The 19,616-nt window shown below is 59.2% G+C and carries 14 protein-coding genes and 2 pseudogenes; 8 read left to right on the top strand and 8 right to left on the bottom strand.

Features of this window, described 5'->3' with window-relative positions; translation table 11 throughout:
• Positions 1 to 10: 10 nt before the first annotated feature.
• A complete protein-coding gene (locus H3V53_RS33745) occupies positions 11 to 829 on the top strand; it encodes a uracil-DNA glycosylase (protein ID WP_336601530.1) in 819 nt (272 codons plus the stop codon).
• Positions 830 to 967: 138 nt separating this feature from the next.
• On the opposite strand, the gene H3V53_RS33740 is transcribed toward H3V53_RS33745, so the two are convergent.
• From H3V53_RS33740 to H3V53_RS33725, 4 genes and pseudogenes are all read right to left on the bottom strand, one after another.
• Positions 968 to 1,564: an NAD(P)H-dependent oxidoreductase gene (locus H3V53_RS33740; protein ID WP_054918715.1), complete on the bottom strand. Its 597-nt coding sequence runs from the start codon at positions 1,562 to 1,564 to the stop codon at positions 968 to 970.
• A gap of 143 nt (positions 1,565 to 1,707) precedes the next feature.
• Positions 1,708 to 3,498: a M61 family metallopeptidase gene (locus H3V53_RS33735; protein ID WP_336601529.1), complete on the bottom strand. Its 1,791-nt coding sequence runs from the start codon at positions 3,496 to 3,498 to the stop codon at positions 1,708 to 1,710.
• A gap of 189 nt (positions 3,499 to 3,687) precedes the next feature.
• Positions 3,688 to 4,413 carry a thioredoxin fold domain-containing protein gene (locus H3V53_RS33730; RefSeq protein WP_054918712.1) on the bottom strand — a complete coding sequence of 242 codons (726 nt, stop codon included), beginning with the start codon at positions 4,411 to 4,413 and terminating at the stop codon, positions 3,688 to 3,690.
• Positions 4,414 to 4,566: 153 nt separating this feature from the next.
• Positions 4,567 to 5,738: pseudogene (locus H3V53_RS33725) on the bottom strand (UbiH/UbiF family hydroxylase).
• A 406-nt stretch (positions 5,739 to 6,144) separates the two neighbouring features.
• Between H3V53_RS33725 and ychF the strand changes: the two are divergent.
• The 6 genes from ychF to H3V53_RS33695 all read left to right on the top strand — a co-directional run bounded on the left by ychF (position 6,145) and on the right by H3V53_RS33695 (position 13,164).
• Positions 6,145 to 7,242: a redox-regulated ATPase YchF gene (ychF, locus tag H3V53_RS33720; protein ID WP_336601528.1), complete on the top strand. Its 1,098-nt coding sequence runs from the start codon at positions 6,145 to 6,147 to the stop codon at positions 7,240 to 7,242.
• A gap of 130 nt (positions 7,243 to 7,372) precedes the next feature.
• A complete protein-coding gene (locus H3V53_RS33715; RefSeq protein ID WP_336601527.1) occupies positions 7,373 to 7,768 on the top strand; it encodes a hypothetical protein in 396 nt (131 codons plus the stop codon).
• Positions 7,755 to 9,017: a site-specific integrase gene (locus tag H3V53_RS33710; RefSeq protein ID WP_336601526.1), complete on the top strand. Its 1,263-nt coding sequence runs from the start codon at positions 7,755 to 7,757 to the stop codon at positions 9,015 to 9,017. The genes H3V53_RS33715 and H3V53_RS33710 overlap by 14 nt, the downstream gene beginning before the upstream one ends.
• On the top strand, positions 9,010 to 10,695 hold the full coding sequence (locus tag H3V53_RS33705; RefSeq protein WP_336601525.1) for a site-specific integrase: 1,686 nt from the start codon (positions 9,010 to 9,012) through the stop codon (positions 10,693 to 10,695). The genes H3V53_RS33710 and H3V53_RS33705 overlap by 8 nt, the downstream gene beginning before the upstream one ends.
• Positions 10,692 to 12,752, top strand: a complete 2,061-nt coding sequence (locus H3V53_RS33700) for a hypothetical protein (RefSeq protein WP_336601524.1) — start codon at positions 10,692 to 10,694, stop codon at positions 12,750 to 12,752. Before H3V53_RS33705 ends, H3V53_RS33700 begins: the two co-directional genes overlap by 4 nt.
• Complete coding sequence (locus H3V53_RS33695) at positions 12,736 to 13,164, top strand: hypothetical protein (protein ID WP_336601523.1); 429 nt, start codon at positions 12,736 to 12,738, stop codon at positions 13,162 to 13,164. The genes H3V53_RS33700 and H3V53_RS33695 overlap by 17 nt, the downstream gene beginning before the upstream one ends.
• 316 nt (positions 13,165 to 13,480) lie before the next feature.
• Here the strand turns inward: H3V53_RS33695 and qatD are convergent, their stop codons facing one another.
• From qatD to qatA, 4 genes are all read right to left on the bottom strand, one after another.
• Positions 13,481 to 14,251 carry a Qat anti-phage system TatD family nuclease QatD gene (gene qatD / locus H3V53_RS33690; protein ID WP_336601522.1) on the bottom strand — a complete coding sequence of 257 codons (771 nt, stop codon included), beginning with the start codon at positions 14,249 to 14,251 and terminating at the stop codon, positions 13,481 to 13,483.
• Positions 14,248 to 15,618 carry a Qat anti-phage system QueC-like protein QatC gene (gene qatC / locus H3V53_RS33685; protein ID WP_336601521.1) on the bottom strand — a complete coding sequence of 457 codons (1,371 nt, stop codon included), beginning with the start codon at positions 15,616 to 15,618 and terminating at the stop codon, positions 14,248 to 14,250. The genes qatD and qatC overlap by 4 nt, the downstream gene beginning before the upstream one ends.
• Positions 15,615 to 15,929: a hypothetical protein gene (locus H3V53_RS33680; protein WP_336601520.1), complete on the bottom strand. Its 315-nt coding sequence runs from the start codon at positions 15,927 to 15,929 to the stop codon at positions 15,615 to 15,617. Before H3V53_RS33680 ends, qatC begins: the two co-directional genes overlap by 4 nt.
• A gap of 557 nt (positions 15,930 to 16,486) precedes the next feature.
• Positions 16,487 to 18,457 carry a Qat anti-phage system ATPase QatA gene (gene qatA / locus H3V53_RS33675; RefSeq protein ID WP_336601542.1) on the bottom strand — a complete coding sequence of 657 codons (1,971 nt, stop codon included), beginning with the start codon at positions 18,455 to 18,457 and terminating at the stop codon, positions 16,487 to 16,489.
• 135 nt (positions 18,458 to 18,592) lie between these two features.
• Between qatA and H3V53_RS33670 the strand changes: the two are divergent.
• Positions 18,593 to 18,971 (top strand): annotated as a pseudogene (locus H3V53_RS33670) (transposase); the annotation flags it as partial.
• Between the last annotated feature and the right edge of the window lie 645 nt (positions 18,972 to 19,616).

Here is a 19,616-nt window from a genome sequence, read left to right as displayed (position 1 = left end):
CTTGCCCGCCATGAATTCCGCCAAACGCACCCGCACGCCGCCGGCGCAGTCCTCGCTCTTCACCGACGACGCCGCGCCAATTTCCGCACCGCCCGCCGACACCACCGGCACGCAAACGCTCGAAGCGCAATTCGAAGCGTTGCCGCCCGCGTGGCGCGCGCATCTGAAACCGTTCATCGACAGCGATCACTACGCGCCGCTGTGCCGTTTCGTCGACGGCGAGCGTGCGTCAGGCAAGACCGTCTATCCCGCCGACGTGTTCCGCGCGTTGCGCCTCACCAGCCCCGACGACGTCAAGGTCGTGATTCTCGGCCAGGACCCCTATCACGGTGAAGATCGCGGCACGCCGCAGGCACATGGCCTCGCGTTTTCGGTGCCGCCTTCGGTGCGGCCACCGCCGTCGCTACGCAACATCTTCAAGGAGATCGCCGCGAGCCTCGGTTATGACACGCCGCAGCACGGCTGTCTCGACGCGTGGGCCAAACAGGGCGTGCTGCTGCTGAACACGGTGCTGACCGTCGAACGCGACCGCGCGGCGAGCCACGCCAAACGCGGCTGGGAACATTGCACCGACACGCTGATCCACGAACTGGCTATGCGTCACGACGGCCTCGTGTTCATGCTGTGGGGCGCGCATGCGCAAGCGAAGCGCGCGCTGCTCGGCGGCAAGTCGCATTGCGTGCTGGAAGCGCCGCATCCGTCGCCGCTGTCGGCGCATCGCGGCTTTCTCGGCTGCCGGCATTTCGCGCTCGCCAACGAATTTCTCGAGGCGCACGGCCGCCAGCCAATCGACTGGCGTCTACCGGAAACGGGCGAAGTCTTCGCGTGAAACGCGCCTGCTTCCGCGCCACGCGAGTCACGCCAGCCCCGCAAAAGAAAACGCCACGGAATTGTGTTCTGTGGCGTTTTTCGTTTGCCGGCGCGATGCCGCCGATAGCCGCATCGCGTCGACGAACCTTCCGATGCTTTACGCAGCCGCGATCGCTTCGCGTGCGCCGGCCAGTGCCGCGCTGGCTGCGTCCGGGCCCATGTTCAGGCCTTCGGCGTAGATGAAGTTCACGTCCGTCATGCCGAGGAAGCCGAGGAACGTCTTGAGGTAAGGCGTCTGCGAGTCGCCCGGCGTGCCAACGTACTTGCCGCCGCGAGCCGAAACCACGAACACCTTCTTGCCCGTCACGAGGCCTTCGGGGCCGTTCGCGCCGTACTTGAACGTGATGCCGGCACGCGCGATGAAGTCGAAATACGTCTTCAGTTGCGACGAGATGCCAAAGTTGTACAGGGGTGCACCGATCACGACGATATCGGCGGCTTGCAGTTCGGCGATCAGCGCTTCGCTGCGCGCTGCGATGGCTTGCTGCTCGGCCGTGCGCTGTTCAGCCGGCGTGAAGAATGCGCCCAGAATTGCATCGTCGAGGTGCGGCAGCGCGTCTTCGTGCAGATTGCGGACGACGACTTTCGCGCCCGGATTCGATTGTTGCAGCTTCGCCGTCAGTTCGTTTGCCAGCAGCGTCGATTGAGCGCCTTGCGAGCGAGCCGACGAGTTGATTTGCAGGATCGTGGTCATCAGTGACTCCAGTGAGGGGCGCGCTGTGTTGCGCGAGTGGAGCTATTGTGTTTTTTTACCCGGCCGGGAAAAAGTAGCGCGGCGGCGACGGATTGTTGCAACGATAGAACAATCCGCCGCCGGCTGCGGCGGCCGGCGCTGCGTTACCTGCCCAGCCAGCGCTTGCGTGCCGTCACCGCCGAAGCGGGCTTGTCGTTCGCGGCCAGCTTGTAGCGCGCGGCATCCGGCCCGTCCAGCTTGAGTTGCGCCACGCGCAGCTCGTCGCGCCGGAACGCGTGGATTTCGACCTTCGCGCCCGGCTGGTAGCGCGACAGCAGCGCGTCGAGGTTCGAGCCCGTCACGCGCAGGCCGTCGACGGCGATCAGCACGTCGCCCGCCGACAACCCCGCCTTCTGTGCCGCGCTGCCGTCGTGCACGGCAGCCAGCGTGCAGTCCGCGCCGCCGCGCACGCGCGCGCCGAGCGACGGCTTCGCCTTCGGATCGACCTCCGCCTCGAGCGTCACGCCGAACGGTTCGAGCAATGCCGCGAGCGGCAAATCGCGCGTGCCGTGCACGCCTTCTGCGAAAAGCCCGGACAAATCCGCGCCCGTCGCCTCGGCGAACAGCGCCTCGACCTCGGATTCCTCGATGCCGCGCGCCTTGCCCTGATAGAAATCGCGCCCGTAGCGCTGCCACAACAGACGCATCACGTCGTCGAGCGACTTGCGGTTCTGCGTTTGCGCGCGAATCGTCAGATCAAAGGCGAGCGCGACGAGCGAGCCCTTCGTGTAGTAGCTGACGATCGCGTTCGCGGCGTTTTCGTCCTGACGGTAGTACTTGACCCAGGCGTCGAACGAGCTTTCGGCGACCGTCTGCTTCAGACGCCCGCTGCCGCGCAGCACGCCGGCGATGGTCTTGCCGAGCAGCGTGAAGTAGTCCGCCTGCGTGATGAGGCCGCCGCGCACCAGCATCAGATCGTCGTAGTAGGACGTGAAGCCTTCGAACAGCCACAGCAGCGACGTGTAGTTTTCCTGCGTCAGGTCGTACGGCGCGAACACAGCCGGCTTGATCCGCTTCACGTTCCACGTGTGGAAGTACTCGTGACTGCACAGACCGAGATAGGTGCGATAGCCTTCCGTCGTTTCGCTGCGGCCTTGCACGGGCAAATCGGCACGGTTGCAGATCAGCGCCGTCGACGCGCGATGCTCCAATCCGCCGTAGCCGTCGGTGACGGCCTGGGTCATGAATACATAGCGGTCCATCGGCGCTTTTTTCGAGCGCGGCTCGAACAGCGCGATCTGCGCTTCGCACACGCGCTGCAGATCCGCCGACAGCCGCGCCATGTCGAGGCCGATCACGCGTCCCGCGATCACGATGTCGTGCGGCACGCCGTGCGCCTTGAACGTACCCAGCGCGAATTCGCCGAGCGTCACGGGATGATCGACCAGTTCGTCGTAGTTTTGCGCCGTGTATTCGCCGAAGCCGTAGCGCTTCGTGCCGCGCATTTCCGTCAGCGCCGTCGCGACGCGCCAGTCGCGGTATGGCGGGCCCGCCGGTTTCTGGATGTCGACGACGCACGGCGCGTCCTCGAAGCCGAGCGGCGACAGGAAGACGCTCGTGCCGTTGAAAAAGCCCGTGGTGTCGTCGAGATGCGCGGCCCGCACCGACATGTCCCACGCGTAGACCTCGTAGCGCAGCGTCAGCGCGCCCTTGACGGGCGCCGCCTGCCACGCGTGCTTGTCGGTCTTTTCGATACGCACCTTGCGGCCGGCGTCGTTGAACGCACGCAGCGTGACGATGTTGCGCGCGAACTCGCGGACCATGTAGCTGCCGGGAATCCAGACGGGCAGCATGAAACGCTGGCCCGTCGGATCGGGATCGGCGACCGTGACGGTGACTTCGAAAATATGGGCGGCAGGCTGCTTCGGAACGATGGTGTAGCGGATCGGCTTCATCGGCGCTCGTGGGTCGGAGACTTGGGGAAAATTCGAAAGGCTTCAGGCGGGCAGCGATCGTGCCGCGTGGAGCGAGGCGCTGACGCGCCCGCTCAAATCCGGTTTCGACCGTGCTTGAATCGGGCTGCAATCGGCACAAGAGGCGACATGCGCCTCCTGTCAGACAGATTCGAGCGGAAGTCGCCCCGCTCAGCGCACCGACGACAGCGCCTTGTCGAGCTCGTCGGCGGGAACGGCGCCGGGCAGGCGGCGGCCGTCCGCGAGGAACACGGTCGGCGTGCCGTTCACGTTCATCGACTGCCCGAGCGCGAGGTTTTTATCGATCGCGGCCGTGTCGCATGTGCCGGGCGCCGTGGGCGCGCGGTGGTCCTGCATCCACGCTTCCCACGCCTTCGCGCGGTCAGCGGAACACCAGATCGACTTCGACTTGGCCGCCGAATCCGGCGACAGCACGGGGTACAGGAACGTATAGACGGTGATGTTATCCATCGACTTCAACGTCGTTTCCAGCTGCTTGCAATACGGGCAATTCGGATCGGAGAACACGGCGATCTTGCGGCTGCCGTTGCCCTTTACCACTTTCACCGCGTTGGCGAGCGGCAGGCTGGCGAAATTGATGCGGTTGGCGTCGGACAGGTGCGCTTCCGTCAGATTTTTGCGCGTCTTCGCGTCGACCATGTCGCCGAGAATCAGATAGTCGCCTGATGCGTCGCTATAGATGATCTGCGAGCCGAGATTCACCTCGTACAGCCCGTCGATCGGCGACTTCGACACGCTCTTGATCGTCGCTTCGGACAGGCGCGACTGCAGCGTCGACTTGAGCTTGTCGGTGGTCTGATCGGCCTGTGCCGAGCAGCCCAGGCCGATGGTCGCGACAGCCAGCGCCAGCGCGGCAATGCGGATGCGTTTTTTCATGCTGCTACTCCTGATTCGACGCCGGCGCGCGGTGTTTGCCGTTCGTCAGCGCCTGTGTTCATGTTGTGCGCGAGGAGATGGTATGCCTCGCGTTCGATCCTGTCAGACTTGCACGCCGGCGCCGCGTTGCGTCACGCTGCGCCGACGCGCGCGTCAGCCGAGCGCCGCCGACACCAGCCAGCGCTTGATCAGCGGCTGCGCGCCGACCATCGCCATTCCCGTATTGCGCACCGCCCGCGCGACGTTGCCGGGCAGCGCGAACAGCTTCTGGAGGCCGTCGGTGGCAATCGTCAGCGCGCGGATGTCCTCGCTGCGCGAACGCTCGTAGCGGCGCAGCAGCACCGTGTCTCCGAGATCGCGAAACGCCTCTTTCTTCACGATCACGTCGACGAGCGACGCCACGTCGCGCAACCCGAGATTCATGCCCTGGCCGGCGAGCGGGTGGATCAGATGCGCGGCATCGCCGACCAGCGCCACACGCGGCGCAACCAGGCGGTCGACGGTTTGCAGCGCGAGCGGGAAGCCTTGGGCGGGCGTCACGCAGTCGAGCGTGCCGAGCGTGCCCATGGTCGCACGTTCGACTTCCGCCGCAAGCTGCGCGGGGTCGAGCCGCAGGAGCGTGTTCGCGTGCTCGGTTTTCGCCGACCACACCAGCGACACGTGACCGTCCGGCATCGGCAGCAGCGCGACGATTTCGCCGTCGCGGAACCACTGGTAGGCGGTCTCGCCGTGCGGCCGCCCCGCCTTGAAGTTCGCGACGACACCCGTCTGCCGGTAATCGCGCCGGGTCACCTTCGAGCCGATCTGCGCGCGCACCCACGAATGCGCGCCGTCGGCGCCGACCACGAGGTCCGCCTCGAGCACGTTGCCGTTCGCGAGACCAATTGTCGCGCCGCCCGTCTTGATGTCGAGCCCTTGCGCGCGGGTGTCGAGCACGCGAGGTTCGGCTGGAAGCGCAGCGCGGCGTCGAGCGAGCGCTCGATCATCGACGATTCCGCGATCCACGCAAGCTGCGGCACGGAAGCCTGGAACGCCGAGAAGTGCAGTTCGGCGTGCGCGTCGCCATAGACGCGCATGTCGTAGACGGGCGAAAGCCGGGAGGCGTCGAGCGCCTGCCACACGCGCAAGCGTTCGAGCAGCGCCTGCGAACTCGCGGACAGCGCGTAGACGCGCGAATCGAACACGGCGCCGGCGGGCAGCGGCTGGCAATGCTGCGCCAGCAGCGCGACACGCAGGCCGCTCTGTGTCAGCGCAAGCGCCGCCGTCTTGCCGACGAGCCCGCCGCCTATCACGGCGACATCGAAGGACTGATGGTGAGCATTCATCCGGCCATTATAGCCGCGAGGGGTGCGGGGGACGGATCGGCGGGACGGGCGTTCGGCGCGACTCGCGCGCTGCTGCGCCGTCCTTCGTCTGGCGGTCTCGGGTGAATCGCGATCCGGTTTCGCCTGGCTCAAAAACTTCGCTGCAATAGATACGGCCCCAGTGGACTTGACTCGCCGCCATATAGCCGGGCGAACAGGGACGCAGTGCCCCTTGCCGATCAAGCCGCCCGAAAGCGTTACAATTGCGTTTTTTCGAGCACAGATCAGTACAGGATCGTGGTTCAAACGCCCGGATGCCTGCTGTTTGTCTCGCTCCCGAATTTCCTTTGCAGCCTCCCAGCCACGTTCGCCAGCTCGCGCGAGACGTGGCATCTAGCTGTAATACATTGATTCATAAAGGTTTTTCATGAGCCTCAAATGCGGCATCGTCGGCCTGCCCAACGTCGGCAAGTCCACCCTGTTCAACGCGCTGACCAAGGCGGGCATCGCCGCCGAAAACTATCCGTTCTGCACGATCGAGCCGAACGTCGGCGTGGTCGAAGTGCCCGACGCACGTCTGAGCGCGCTCGCCGACATCGTCAAGCCGGAGCGCATCGTGCCCGCCGTGGTCGAGTTCGTCGACATCGCGGGTCTGGTGGCGGGCGCCAGCAAGGGCGAAGGCCTCGGCAACCAGTTCCTCGCGAATATCCGTGAAACCGACGCGATCACGCACGTCGTGCGCTGCTTCGAGGACGAGAACGTGATTCACGTCGCGGGCAAGGTCGACCCCGTGTCGGACATCGAGGTGATCAATACGGAACTCGCGCTCGCCGACCTCGCCACCGTCGAAAAGGCGCTGACGCGCTACGCAAAGGCCGCAAAGTCGGGCAACGACAAGGAAGCGGTAAAGCTCGCCGCCGTGCTGGAAAAAGTCCGCGCCCAGCTGGACCTGGCGAAGCCGGTTCGCGGACTCGATCTGACGGAAGAAGAGCGTCTGCTGATCAAGCCGTTCTGCCTGATTACGGCGAAGCCGGCGATGTACGTGGCAAACGTGAAGGAAGACGGCTTCGAGAACAATCCGCATCTGGACGCCGTGCGCAAGTACGCGGAAACGGAAAAGGCGCCGGTCGTCGCGGTGTGCGCGGCGATCGAAGCGGAAATCGCCGATCTTGCCGACGAAGACAAGGAAGTGTTCCTCGCCGACATGGGCATGGACGAGCCGGGCCTGAACCGCGTGATCCGCGCGGGCTTCAAGCTGCTCGGCCTGCAGACGTACTTCACCGCGGGTGTGAAGGAAGTGCGCGCATGGACGATCCATATCGGCGACACCGCGCCGCAGGCGGCGGGCGCGATTCATACGGACTTCGAGCGCGGATTCATTCGCGCGCAGACCATCGGCTTTGACGATTACATCGCGTTCAAGGGCGAGCAAGGCGCGAAGGAAGCGGGCAAGATGCGCGCCGAAGGCAAGGAGTACGTCGTGCATGATGGCGACGTGATGAACTTCCTGTTCACCCCGACATAAGAAGTATTGACATTCACCCTGGATTCACTACCCTATGGACATAGCGCCATGGGGTGTTGAATTTCGTCTTTGTAAAAGACGAGTAGCGGAGGGCCCGCCGGGCCCGACCCCTGCGCGCGCAGGGGAACGCATGTCCAGATTGGTCGACGACCGTACGCTGGAACTATGGCGTGAGCTCGATGCTCTTGTTGTTCTTGACCGACTTGGCTGCTATGCCAAGCGCGACATGTCGTTTCGTCCTATCAAGGCCAGCAAAACGGCGCGATACCACGTCAACGCCAACGGTCGCGACTGGGAACTGTTGCTCACTGGCCCAAAGTTTTGGGACAGCCGAGCGGAGAAAGGTGGTGGTGGGGCAATAGACCTCGCGATGCACCTTTTCGCCCTAGACTTCAAACGAGCGCTTCTTATGTTGCGCTCAGCCCTGACGGCGGCCCCTTCCGAACCGGCGAACGGTCCGGCCGTCGATCGCACGCCGCAGGACACTCCCTCCACTCTCGCCGGAACTCAAGATGGCCCGGCTTGAATATATTCACTATGAATTCTTTGGCGCCTCGGTGCGTGCGCCAGGAGAGCTGGATTGGACAAAGCAAGCAAGGCAGCCAATTGAGCGTCTACCGCAAATATTTTGGGAAGACGGACGCGGTTGGCGCGAGGTAAACCTATGGGCTTTGGATAGGGCCGCGTCTGATCAACTCGATGTTGAGACGACCAAGCGAACAATGAAGCACCTCAGCCGATACGCGAACTTCCTTGAAATATCGGGCATTGACTGGCGTCACTTCCCAACCCGCAAGGAAGAACAGGTACTCAGAAAGTTTAGAAGACGCCTTCTCGACGAGATTGACAAGGGATTGCTGGCGAGCAGCACGGCGGCCAACTGCATGAGCGCAGTAATTCAATTCTATCGATACGCGGACGCGCATAATCTTGTCGGCGCCGACAATCCAATGTGGGTTGACCGACTTGCCGTTATTCCGTTCTACGATTCGGCCGGCTTCAAGCGGAGCATCACGCGCCTGACGAGCGATCTCAAAATCCCGAACCGCAAGCGCGTGGGCGCAATTTTGGAAGAGGGTCTTTTGCCGCTTCGTCGGAAGCACATGAACGAACTATTGGCCTATACCGCGGACCACGAAGTGCCTGAACTGCATTTGATGCTCAGCACCGGTTTTTTCACCGGAGCGCGCATAGGCACAATCGTTACACTCACGGTGACGAGCCTTGCAACGGCGCGGGAAGACCCACTCACACCTGGCCTATACCTGCTTCCTGTGGGGCCGGGTACTGGCGTGGATACCAAGTTCTCCGTCTCCGGCGAACTTTGGGTCCCGAAAGCCGTTCTGGCCGACCTAAAGACATATGCATCGTCTACAACGCGCCTTCTGCGAGAAGCCAAAGCGGATCAGCGCGATAAAAATTTGTTGTTCCTCGCGCGAAGTGGTCGGCCGTACACAGTTGAGACGGTGAACCGTCTGGTTTATGAAATGAGGCGACGCGCGGTCATAGCGGGCATGCGCTTCATGCAACGTTTCCGGTTTCACCAGTCACGCGCGACGTTCGGAACTTGGCTGACGGAGCTACTTCTCGAATGCGGAGCAAAAACCGACGCGGTAAGGCTCGTCCGGGACGCAATGCTCCACAAGGATGAGCAAACAACCTTCGGCTACATTAAATTCTTGGAAAACACTCGTGCCAAGGGCGAAGTCGCAGCAGCATTCAATACAGCTTTCACTGGTTTGCGAAATCGAAACTGGGACAGTGCCGATGCATGATGAATCTTCACTACCCGACTTGGGCTTCCCGAATATCGAATTTGGAGAGCAAGAGACTCCGTGGAACCTGAACGTACTGCTTTACAAGGGCGGTTCGGACAGTCGCACTGACGCGGTTCAGCCTCTCATCGCAAGGGGAGGTTTGGGTTGGCCGCAACTTGATCGACTTGATCTCGTAATCAAACTGCACGCCGAAATCAATGCTGGGCTTGAAGGAGGCGGATCGCGTGAAACGGCGAATATGCAATTTCGGAACTTGAGGCTGTTCTTCGGGTTCGCGGACCGTACATGCCGTCCATTGACTCGAGAAACGGTCACGGATACCTATTGTGCTTGGGCCGATTGGCTGGTCCATCGAACTCGCATGAGAAAAAGTTCGACAGTAGCGAGGCCGCGTCACCATGATGATCGCCCTATTTCGATGCGATCGGGCTACGCTTACGGCGCGACGATCGGGACTATGCTGGACCGCGCTCTGGAACGACACACGTCTATCGTCGAAACGACCCGATTGGAGTCGCCGACGTATCGCAAAACTGCCGTTGGCGTTCAGGCAGAGAAGCAAAACTTGCATGACTCCTTCGCCTTCGGTCACTTCCTTCAAGATATCTGCGATGGATTACCCATCCAGACGGTGCTTGATGCCTCTCTCCCTCTCGAACTCCCCCTCAGGAGCGGGAAGACACTGACTTGCGGTGGACATAATAGCTCTCGACGAGCGTCAGGTCAGGAACTGGGAGAACGCTATACGCTTGTCAATCTCCGAATCGAAGCTGAGCTGATGATGTTCATTGCGCAGACCGGCATGAACTTCAGCCAAGCGTTCAATCTCACGCTACGGCACTTTTTCTATGTGAGCCACCTCGATGGATATCAAGTCAAGGACCACAAGGCTCGCCGCGGCGGAATTGTATTGTTTGAGATATTTAGCGACTACAAACCGCACTTTGAGCGCTATCTTGATTGGCGTAGGAGTATGGTGCCGTCCTCTGATCGGCTCTTTCCTTTCATCAAGTTACAAGGAAGCAGACCGGAAGCGAGAGCCGATGTACATCGTCTTCGATCAGCCTGCAAAAAACTGGCGATCCCCTTCGTCTCACCCAGCTCGTTGCGCAATACACGAGTAAATTGGCTGCTGCGCAAGACAGCCAACCCTGATCTGACAGCGGAAATGGCGCAGCATACAAAGCAGACCCTGCTGGGTGTATACGAGCGTCCGAGCTTTCAGCGAGCGATGGTCGAAGCCACCCGGTTTTGGTCCGATTTCGATCCTCACGCGAAGCGAATGCAAGCAGTGGCGCCCGGGGGCTGTACCGGCGCTCCCAAGGAAGCAACGGATATCCCAAAGGACGCACCGAAGCCGAATTGCGTAAGGGCATCAGGCTGCTTGTGGTGCGAAAACCACCGCGATGTGGACTCACTTGACTACGTTTGGGCGTTGGCGAGTTTTAAACACCTCAAGGTGATCGAATTGAGCAAAGGTCGGCTGCCAGAGCGCGATAACGACGTCCCGCCCGCCAAGCATGTCATCGATCGCGTAGACGAAAAATTGCAGTGGTTTGAGCAATCGAACGAAATCCGATGCGAATGGGTAGCTGAGGCAGAGGCACGCATCAGTGAAGGAAACTTCCATCGTCAATTTCGAGACGAGATAGCTGAACTTGAGGGTACAACGTGATGACGACGGTCTCCGAACTTGGGCTGAAACTACCCAATCCCTCGCTTACGCCAGTTGATTCGTGCTATCGACCACCGGACTGGCCGCCGCCATCAGACTGGATCGTCAGTGAAGACGCACATGGCAACCCCGTCTCTCGGTGGGGCGACCCCTATTGGGACTTCTCTGCGTGGGCGGGCACAAGCTTTAAGCTTGATTTCGCCGGCGGACGCCATGGGCGTAGTAGTCCGGCCTTGAGCCCCAAGAACCAGAATCTGATGAGGCTGTTGGCCACCATATTGATCTGGGGCCCAGGGGGCGTAACAAGGTGGAATACGCTCAGAAACCGCTTCGATCTGCTACGCCGAATAGTGGTTTTGTGTGACCGTGCACGCGTGATAGCGAGTGATCTGAGTCGATTCCCGCGAATATTGGAGCAGGTACCGAACTTATATTCTCACGCAGCTGAAAAGAACCGCATCCTGTTAGTCTTGGACCGTCTACTTCGGTCAAAGGATCTGCTTCAATTCACGCTGATAGACGAGGATGGCATCAGTCGTTTGTCTAAAGCCTTTGCTCAAGCTGACGATAACGATGATGAAGAACAAACAGCTTACATCCCACCTCGAATCTGGAATTATCAGGTCACTCGTCTGAGGGAGTGTCTCGACGATTTCATCGCTCACAAGCAGCAAATAGAGGACTGTTTCAACTTCTGTGTAGAAGCCTATGCCAACAATTTCGGCTCTCTCGAAGACTCGTTTCTCACCGGGAAAGAGCGAAGAGGATATCTTCCTTTCAAAGTGCGTCCATACGGCGCCGGAGCACGGACGAGCCGTGAATTTCTAGGGCCGTTTGAGCTAACCGCTCAACGGTTCGGCATCGACGCATTGTTGAGAAGATGGGTTTCACCTCCAACCCGCAAAACCATCAACATTAAGTCGTTCTCCTCCTATTTGACGTTGATTCTCTCGGTGGGCCTCGCGTACATCGCAAACTTCACGCTCCAGCGGAAGGAGGAGGTTGGAGCACTGAGAGCAGATTGCCTGACGTGGGAACAAGATTCAGTGCTGGGCCTTATTCCTATCATTTGCGGCGAAACGACCAAGACTGATCCAGACAGCGACGCACGATGGCCGACGAGCCCCAATGTTAAGTTGGCAGTCGATGCCGCGACGGTTGTCGCAAGGTTGCGTATCCGCTGCGCAGCGGCTAATTCGAGGGTGGGCTGCGGCGATGACGACCAGGCTAACCCCTTTTTATTCCATGGACCCTTCGAACCATGGTCTCCGGTCCGTTGGAAACATTATCTGACTCGACCACGGGTCCAACCGTACGCGAGTTTGACGCAGCTATACCCACACCTTTTTGACTTGGATCAGCTCAAGATCACCGAGGATGATTTGGTCAAAGCCCGCATGTTTACGCCAAATCTCGATAAAGGAGGGAAGTTCAAAGTAGGCAACATTTGGCCGTTGGCGTACCACCAGCTACGCCGAACAGGAGCCGTAAACATGTTTGCCAGCGGCCTTCTGAGTGACAGTTCCATTCAAGTCATCATGAAGCACCTGACACTTCTCCAAACTCGGTACTACGGACAAAACTATAGTCGGGTTAGGATCAGCGAAGAATATGAGGGCCGCACTGTCGCCGCTCGATACGAAGTCATGGCCAAACAAATTGAAACCCTAGTAGAGGAGCGCTACGTCTCTCCTCTAGGCAGTCAGCGCAAGCACGAAATTGTGGTCAGCTTGATGGGCACGCGGGACTTCAACGCGCTAGTTAGCGCTGGTCGTCGGGGCGAGGTTTCATTCCGAGAAACTCGGCTCGGTGGCTGCACAAAAAGGAGCCACTGCGACTATGGCGGCATAGAGTCCGTGGCGCGTTGTTCTGGCGGTGATGGTGACAAGCCGTGTCGGGATGCAATTTATGACCGGAAAAAAGAATCTTCCATTGAGCGTCAGCTCGAAAGCGTCGAACAGCGTCTGGCAGGAACACAGGCGGACAGCCCCCGCAACCGGGCTCTGCACGCTGAGGTTAACGGTCTGAGGAACTATCTTGATGTCATCCGCAAGTGAGACGGCAGAACAACGATTCCGTTCGGCATTCGAGCGCCTGAAGGCAAACCAGCCCCAAGTGCTTCCTCGTGGCACGCAAGTTAGCCAGAACAACGTTGCGAAGGAGGCTGGCACTGATCCAACAGCCCTCAGAAAAGCGCGATACCCGGCACTGATTCGCGAGATACAAGCATGGATCGATATCAACGGCATGGAGAAGGCGGTACAGCGCGAGCGCCAGCATCAACGAAAACATGCCAAAGAGGAAGCGGCAACAACTGCCAAAAGACTCCAGGCTCAACGCGATCATGCACAGGCGGAACTCATCAGCGCGCAGCGGTTGGTGCTCGAACTTCTTGAGGAAAATGCCAGGCTTCGAGCCCGATTGGACGACCTCCTTCCTCCTCCAACTCCGTTTCTCAACACAGGTTAGTTAAAAGCCATTGACATTCCAGCATATAAGGTGCAGCTTATGGACATAGCAGGCCAGCGACGAATTGGTGAGTTGCACGGAGCGCAAGCTAACGCTGACGGTGGGGCCGATCAAGCACTCATTCTGACCGCCATACGGAAGTGCGACGGCGGCATAAGAATAGCGCGACGTGCTCGCCTCGCTGATCTCGTCAAGGCTCAAAATATCGAGGTGGCGTGAGGCCAATCAATGTGCAATCCCGGAGATTCATTTGGTCGTGGCGCTAAGTCCCGGTAAGCGGTCCTGTGGGGCTTAGCGCCGTTGAACGAGTCTCCATTTAGAAAAGCGAAGCTTCGAGAGTCATCAAGTTCTGGATAATTTGCTCTGACATCTGGATTCGATCTTTACCTAGTGCGGTTGCGAGACGCGCTGTCGTTGAAACGACTGAACGCGGGCGAGCCGGCGATCCTTCGACATGAACAAAAGGTCCGTCGGTTTCCGTGATGATCCTGTCTATCGGTAGCCGTTCGACGAGCGCACAGTGTTTGGGTGATTTGAGCATTTCCGAATTCACGGAAAAGAAGCATCCCATGTCGGCGGCCCTGCGTGCTTCAGACGCCGAGCCGGTAAACCAATGAAGAATCACGCGCCCGCGGTCCGGCGGAAGCTTTTTTTCCACATGGTTAAGGACCTTCGTCACTGCACGGACGCTATGGACAGTCAAAACCTTCCCGCCCTGCTCAGCACAGGTTCGCAGAATTCGGTCGAACACTCTTTCTTGCGCGTCAAGACTTCCATAGAAACGAGGGCCCGCGTCAAGTCCTATTTCACCGACGAAACGGCTCTCCGGCAGCAGGCGCTCGAACAGTCCGATCTCTGCTTCGCGTTCTGCGACGAGTTGAGGATGTAGCCCGAGAGCAACGCGAACGTGCGTTGACTTGCGAGCCATTTCAGCATTTCGACTCCAGGCCTTCGGGGTCGTAGTCACAGCAAGCGTTGCAATGCGCTCTTCATCGCATTCCGCGATCAATTGCGCATGGTCGGGGTAGAGATCGAGATGGCAGTGCATGTCGACCCACTGGTTTGTAACAGGTCTCGGAACGGTCACGATGGCTCCGCCTTCACGCCATCGAGCAGCCTTGCCACTTCCTCAAGACCATCCACATATACTTCCCGATATGCATCGAGATCACTGAGGTGATCGCTGAGTGGTCCTGGCCGGTGTATATCCATGCGCGCTCGGGCGGGATGGCTACGCAGTCTCGATATCGCGAGCTGGAACGACCGGATATGGCTGCCTTCGGCTCTATCAGTCCGGATCGTCTGAGCATGCAGATCGGCCAACTGATATGGTGTCCAATCGTCACCACATCCCTCAAGCAGCGCGGCACGCCTGATAAGACATGGTACGCAATAGCCGCAGTGTTTGGGCTGGCGCTGCAATTCGTCCTTCGCGAATCGAGCTTTCCCTGGCGATGAACAGGACATCGTGTTCCTAGCGTGGATTGCAAGGAACGCCGTGTCGGCACATCGTTTAGCCATCGCACCCTTGGTTTGGAACCTGTATTGATTCGACAGGCTCGAACGAAGTCCTATCGTAGCCAACAGTTGATTTACACGCGCCATGTAGAACGGATGTGTCGTACGCGTGCTCAACGCTCCGATGCGGAGAGGGTCTAGTGGAACGTTGAGTGATATCAGACCATTTTCCGGCACATGAATTGTGACATCGCCGCCGATCGCGTCAGCTGCGAGCGCAGCAAGTGCGAAGAACATGAAAGACCTGCCCCGAAGCGTATCCTCGACCGAATCATCGACAGTGTCCTTCGGAAACCCGACATGCGCGCGAACGTGATGAAACGCGGCCTTCGGAAAGCGCTGCTTCAACGCCTCTGCACAAACTCGTTGATGTTGACTCGTGATCCCGTCCCAATAGTGGCTTATCAAGATAGGGGTCGATCCCGCCGCGAACAGATCGATTGCCCCTATAAAGCTGTCTAATCCTCCGGAGAACAGGCAGACACAATCGGGATTTGCGATTCGAAGATTTCTCGTCGCAGGCACCAGTTGCGCCTTTTCATTGGGGCGGGAGCGAAACTGTAGCTTCCACTTGTCTCCGGTAAGAAACTCCAAAGTTGTGCGCAATAGCGGTACAACTTCGTTCCATGTTTGCGGCTCGGACACTGGCACGCAGACTTCGATCTCGCGCGTCCATGCGTCTTGCGACGCAAGCTCGCGCGAGATTCGCGTATCAGCCGCTGTCACAGTTGCAGCAAGAAGAGCGAGGTCAATCGCACGTTCACTCGGTGCGAGTCCTAATTCGTTAAGCTGATCGAGAGCTTGGCCAAGCCCAAAGTCAAGACGATCGTAACCGTCGATGAAGTTGACCTCGGTGATCACACTACCCGGAATTGCCGGTGTAACGGACTCTCTGTCGGCCGTCCCAAGGCGACTAACCACGGTATGTGCCGTCATGTTGCGTCCTCTGCTGCCTCGGCAATAAGCGAAAACGCCACCTCGTATATTTCGCCGATGCGTTGATCTATGTCTGAATTGTTGAGAGTCGTCAGTCCGCTCAAAAGGCCCGCCAGGTGTACGCGGCAGCACCCCTCGATAAAATCATGCAGTTGCACCTGCGCGCTCTCCACCGCTTCGATGTCGGGAGACATCGAGATCCCGCGTGCTCCGATGTCAGCAATGACCCTGCCTTCAATCGACAACACCACAAAATCGAGAAAGAACTCCTGGAGTTGATCGCCCGAGAGTTGATCGAATTCCCCCCCCATCAATCTGATCCAGGTTACCAATGGCCTCAAGCATCGCCTGGCGAGATATCGCTTCGTCGATGGCCCCCCCCTGGCGGGCACAGAAACTCCAGCATAGCCAGAAATACTTCCGCGGCCGGCCGATCGACCATGCCCGCAAGGTCAAGGCGTCGTAACGTTTCTCCGGGGCCAACTTGCTGGAAATCCCTGACGACGCCTAGCAGACGGGCGCCGACGCCTCTGGAGGAGCCCATTCTTCCTGCAGCCCGACGTGCGCCACCTCCATTACCTGCGCCGCCACCGCTGGCACTTCTTCCGCCACCACTTACGTAGCCGGACAGGGCGGAGCCCAAGGCACTATTGCTGTGAGTCTTGAAGAATCGTGTAAATGCCGTTCTCGCGCTGGCGAATCCGCCGCCTTCACCAGATGCTATGTCAGGGGTCCCCTCGCTCGAATCGTAATTATCACCGCCCTCGCCGATGCCTTCTCCGGTCTCCCCGGCCTCTGACGACGCCAGCCATGACGGGATCAGGCCATTTGGTGGTCCCCCATACCCCTTTGATGTCCCCATATTTCCTCAGTTTCTCTTCCCGATCGAACCCATAAGCTTTATTGCATTTTTCAGTTTTGCGTTTCCGGTCTGCTCTGACCATTCGAAGAGTAACGCCGCCGCCTCTTCAGCAACACCAGGAGCCTTGATGTTCGCGATCATGCCGACTGGCCAAACGCCCGTCTTGCTGATATCCAGTGTTTTTGCAAACTCAAGCAGGCGGCGACCTAACTCAGATGACTGTTCGGACAAAACGATCAAGCCTTGAACGCCCGGCGGCTCTGACCGCATGTCTTTCGCCTGCATCACGTAGTCAGTGACGGCAGTGAAGACCTCGTCAGCCTCTTGCGGCGACAGTCTCGCGACTTCTTGAACGGCACCGCGTGCCACGAGCTTCCCGGCCGTCAGTCGCTCGACCACCGCCTCAAGATGGGCCGAAGCTGTGAATCCACCAAGCGAACCGCGCTTATCTCGGGTTACAAACACGTAGGGCCGGAGGTCGACATCCGTCAGTGGCGGGTCGATGGTTGCCCACCCCTTGATCCATTCATTCTTAAGCCATTCCGCGACCTCTTGAGATATCGCCTCTGCAAGTTCTTCTTTTCCTGATGTCCTCGAAGAGGGCTCCTCTTGAGCGCTATCGACGTAGTCGACCTCCAAACTTGCGCCGGCCTCGCGTTTTAGCATGCGTTCGAACTGAGCCAATGCCGCCGGCGTTCCATTCTCGGCCGTAGCGAGCTGCGAGATCTGTTTGTAGAAGTCCGGGTAGAACCGCTCGGCGAGCATGATCTTACCGAGAACGGGAAGGTTGATGTCATCTCCAAACCCGCGTTCTTCGGCAATGGCCCGGCGAAGCATCATGGTATTCAGGAAGCGCTTGATCTGACGCGGGTTCCCATGTGTCCCTTCGGTCAACAACTTGGTCAGAACCGAACTTATTACCTGTGCCTCACGGATTTCCTCGGGAATCGTGTTGGTGTCCAACGCTTGCCGCACAGTCTTCGCGTCCAGACCACGGCTTTTCCACGGGCGGGTCATATCTGCTCGCGCGGCATCTAGTAGTTTCTGAAATCGGGCGTCCCCCTCTGGCAATGCCAGTTCTGCGAGCAACAGCGTAATATAGACTCTCGTTTCGGCTAGGCCTAACGCTGGTACGCGAAAGGGCACCTGAATAAGCTTTTCCAGATAGTTCCGCGCATAACCTACCGGCCCCGAGCTAGGTGGCAGATCCGGAAAATGCTCCTTGACCGCATACTCGATCATGAGCTCGTCCGCGCCAATGACAAATGCAGTGCGAGGTACCATCAAGAACAGCCTTATCGCCTCAAGTGTCGCGATCGCGGTCTGTGGTAGGCAGCGGTCAAGATCATCAACAATTACAACCAGTCGATCAAGTTCCGCCGCATCGATAAGCTCTTCGAATTCCGACCGGAACGCGTAAATGTGTTCTGGGAGACGCTCGGCGTCTTCAGTAGCCGATTTGAGGTAGTCCCGCGCGTGCCCGGCAACGGACTTAAGGTCCTCGACCGATACCTCGTCCTGCGGCCGCCTCACGAACGCGGTCACCATATTCGCAACGTCGCGCAACTGGTCGAGCGAGGGAACACCCGTAATTGCAGTTAGCGCAAGGCCGGTCGATTTCCGCGCAACCTTTAGCCAATCAACTCGCTTGAGCAGCTTCTTCGCTGCTTCGACAACCTTCGCCGACGTTGGGCGCGCGCGTCGCAACTCGGCAATCAATGTTTCGATCACAACGGTCTTGGCGTCCTCAAAGCCCTCGAACGTCCAGCCATTGAACCAGAGGCACAGAATGCGCTCTTCTCCGTCAAACGCCGCTTCAGTCATCTTGAGTACGCTCGACTTGCCGGCGCCCCAATCTCCATGAACTCCGATAGTTACTGGAGCGCTAGGCGTTTCCCGTACGAATCGGACTACAGTCCGTGCAATGCTCTCGTAGTAGAGAAGATCGGTCGAAGTCTCTTGGTCGTTTAGGAACATGGTGGCGGATAGGTAGGCTCTGGCCATCAAGTATAAGCCGGGTGATACCGCTAAGCTCACAATCGCGGCCCACCTGCGAAACGATGCGTGACGACCTACCCGACGACGTCGAAACGCTGAACGCCATGCTCCTTAGCAGGCGCGAGAGCCCATGGCCGCTTCGACAGAGCGAACTTCATCTACATTGCCCGGGATGACGAATACCTGTGTCCGGCTGGACAACGTGCGATTCATCGCTTCACCCGTGAGGAGCATGGCATGCAACTGCATCGCTACTGGAGCAGTGCCTGTCCTCGTTGCGCGATTAAATCACAATGCACCCCAAGCGCTTATCGCCGAATCACACGATGGGAACATGAGTCTGTACTGGAAGCCGCACAGCGGAGACTGGACCGGATGCCGGAGGCGATGATGGTGCGAAGACGCACCGTTGAACACGTCTTCGGAACGTTCAAGCACTGGATCGGCTACACACTTCTCGCTTTCGTCATGCCGCCAAGTCTCAACGCAAGTACCTAACACGTCGCGGCCGGTAAAAGGCTGGTTGGTTTCCCGGCGAACCTAGCATGCTGATGATGATCGAAAGCAATTACCAGACTGCTGAGCTGGGCGCCAACCACGGTTGCACTTTGAGAGTGGCCGTTGAGTTTGCGACGATCCGAGTTCCGGCGACGGGGTCGCTCGCCGTCCTCCCAACGGGAACCGAAACGCCGTTCGGATTTCCGCGGGCCCGACGACCGCCAAACTGAAAAAGCCGAGGACCTAGGCAGGCTTGGCCGAAATGTGCAGCCGGTCCGGCAGTTTTACGGAGGACCCACTGCCGAGTGGATGCTTCCGGGGCGCTGAATTCAAGCGACAGCTTACGAGCGATGAGATAGAGGAGCAGGCTGACGCAGCCCGACCCACAAGGGACGGTCAGCGTTCCGCATAACGGACATCCAAACTGAGTGAACTTGCTCCGCGCGATGACAGACCGGGCAGCAACCAGGCGCCGGAAAACATATCGCCAAGCAACGCCTGTCTTCATTGCCGCACGGGCCCGATATGCTGTGACCTTAGCTAGAGAATGAAAGGGACTTCCCCGTCCCGAGGCTGCGGCGGAAGCCGCGAGTCGGCATCAATGTGCCAAGATGAAGTTGCGAACGTTCATCGACACCAG

The organism is Paraburkholderia bengalensis (assembly GCF_037126505.1).
Lineage (GTDB): Bacteria > Pseudomonadota > Gammaproteobacteria > Burkholderiales > Burkholderiaceae > Paraburkholderia > Paraburkholderia bengalensis.
The sequence above is the reverse complement of the archived record's forward strand: the minus strand, read 5'-3'. Positions and strand labels throughout refer to the sequence as shown.

Bases quoted from the DNA above. Each gene is read 5' to 3' on its own strand.
- H3V53_RS33745 (WP_336601530.1), top strand. From the start codon at position 11: ATGAATTCCGCCAAACGCACCCGCACGCCGCCGGCGCAGTCCTCGCTC.
- H3V53_RS33740 (WP_054918715.1), bottom strand. From the start codon at position 1,564: ATGACCACGATCCTGCAAATCAACTCGTCGGCTCGCTCGCAAGGCGCT.
- H3V53_RS33735 (WP_336601529.1), bottom strand. From the start codon at position 3,498: ATGAAGCCGATCCGCTACACCATCGTTCCGAAGCAGCCTGCCGCCCAT.
- H3V53_RS33730 (WP_054918712.1), bottom strand. From the start codon at position 4,413: ATGAAAAAACGCATCCGCATTGCCGCGCTGGCGCTGGCTGTCGCGACC.
- ychF (WP_336601528.1), top strand. From the start codon at position 6,145: ATGAGCCTCAAATGCGGCATCGTCGGCCTGCCCAACGTCGGCAAGTCC.
- H3V53_RS33715 (WP_336601527.1), top strand. From the start codon at position 7,373: ATGTCCAGATTGGTCGACGACCGTACGCTGGAACTATGGCGTGAGCTC.
- H3V53_RS33710 (WP_336601526.1), top strand. From the start codon at position 7,755: ATGGCCCGGCTTGAATATATTCACTATGAATTCTTTGGCGCCTCGGTG.
- H3V53_RS33705 (WP_336601525.1), top strand. From the start codon at position 9,010: ATGCATGATGAATCTTCACTACCCGACTTGGGCTTCCCGAATATCGAA.
- H3V53_RS33695 (WP_336601523.1), top strand. From the start codon at position 12,736: ATGTCATCCGCAAGTGAGACGGCAGAACAACGATTCCGTTCGGCATTC.
- qatC (WP_336601521.1), bottom strand. From the start codon at position 15,618: ATGACGGCACATACCGTGGTTAGTCGCCTTGGGACGGCCGACAGAGAG.
- H3V53_RS33680 (WP_336601520.1), bottom strand. From the start codon at position 15,929: ATGGGGGGGGAATTCGATCAACTCTCGGGCGATCAACTCCAGGAGTTC.
- qatA (WP_336601542.1), bottom strand. From the start codon at position 18,457: ATGTTCCTAAACGACCAAGAGACTTCGACCGATCTTCTCTACTACGAG.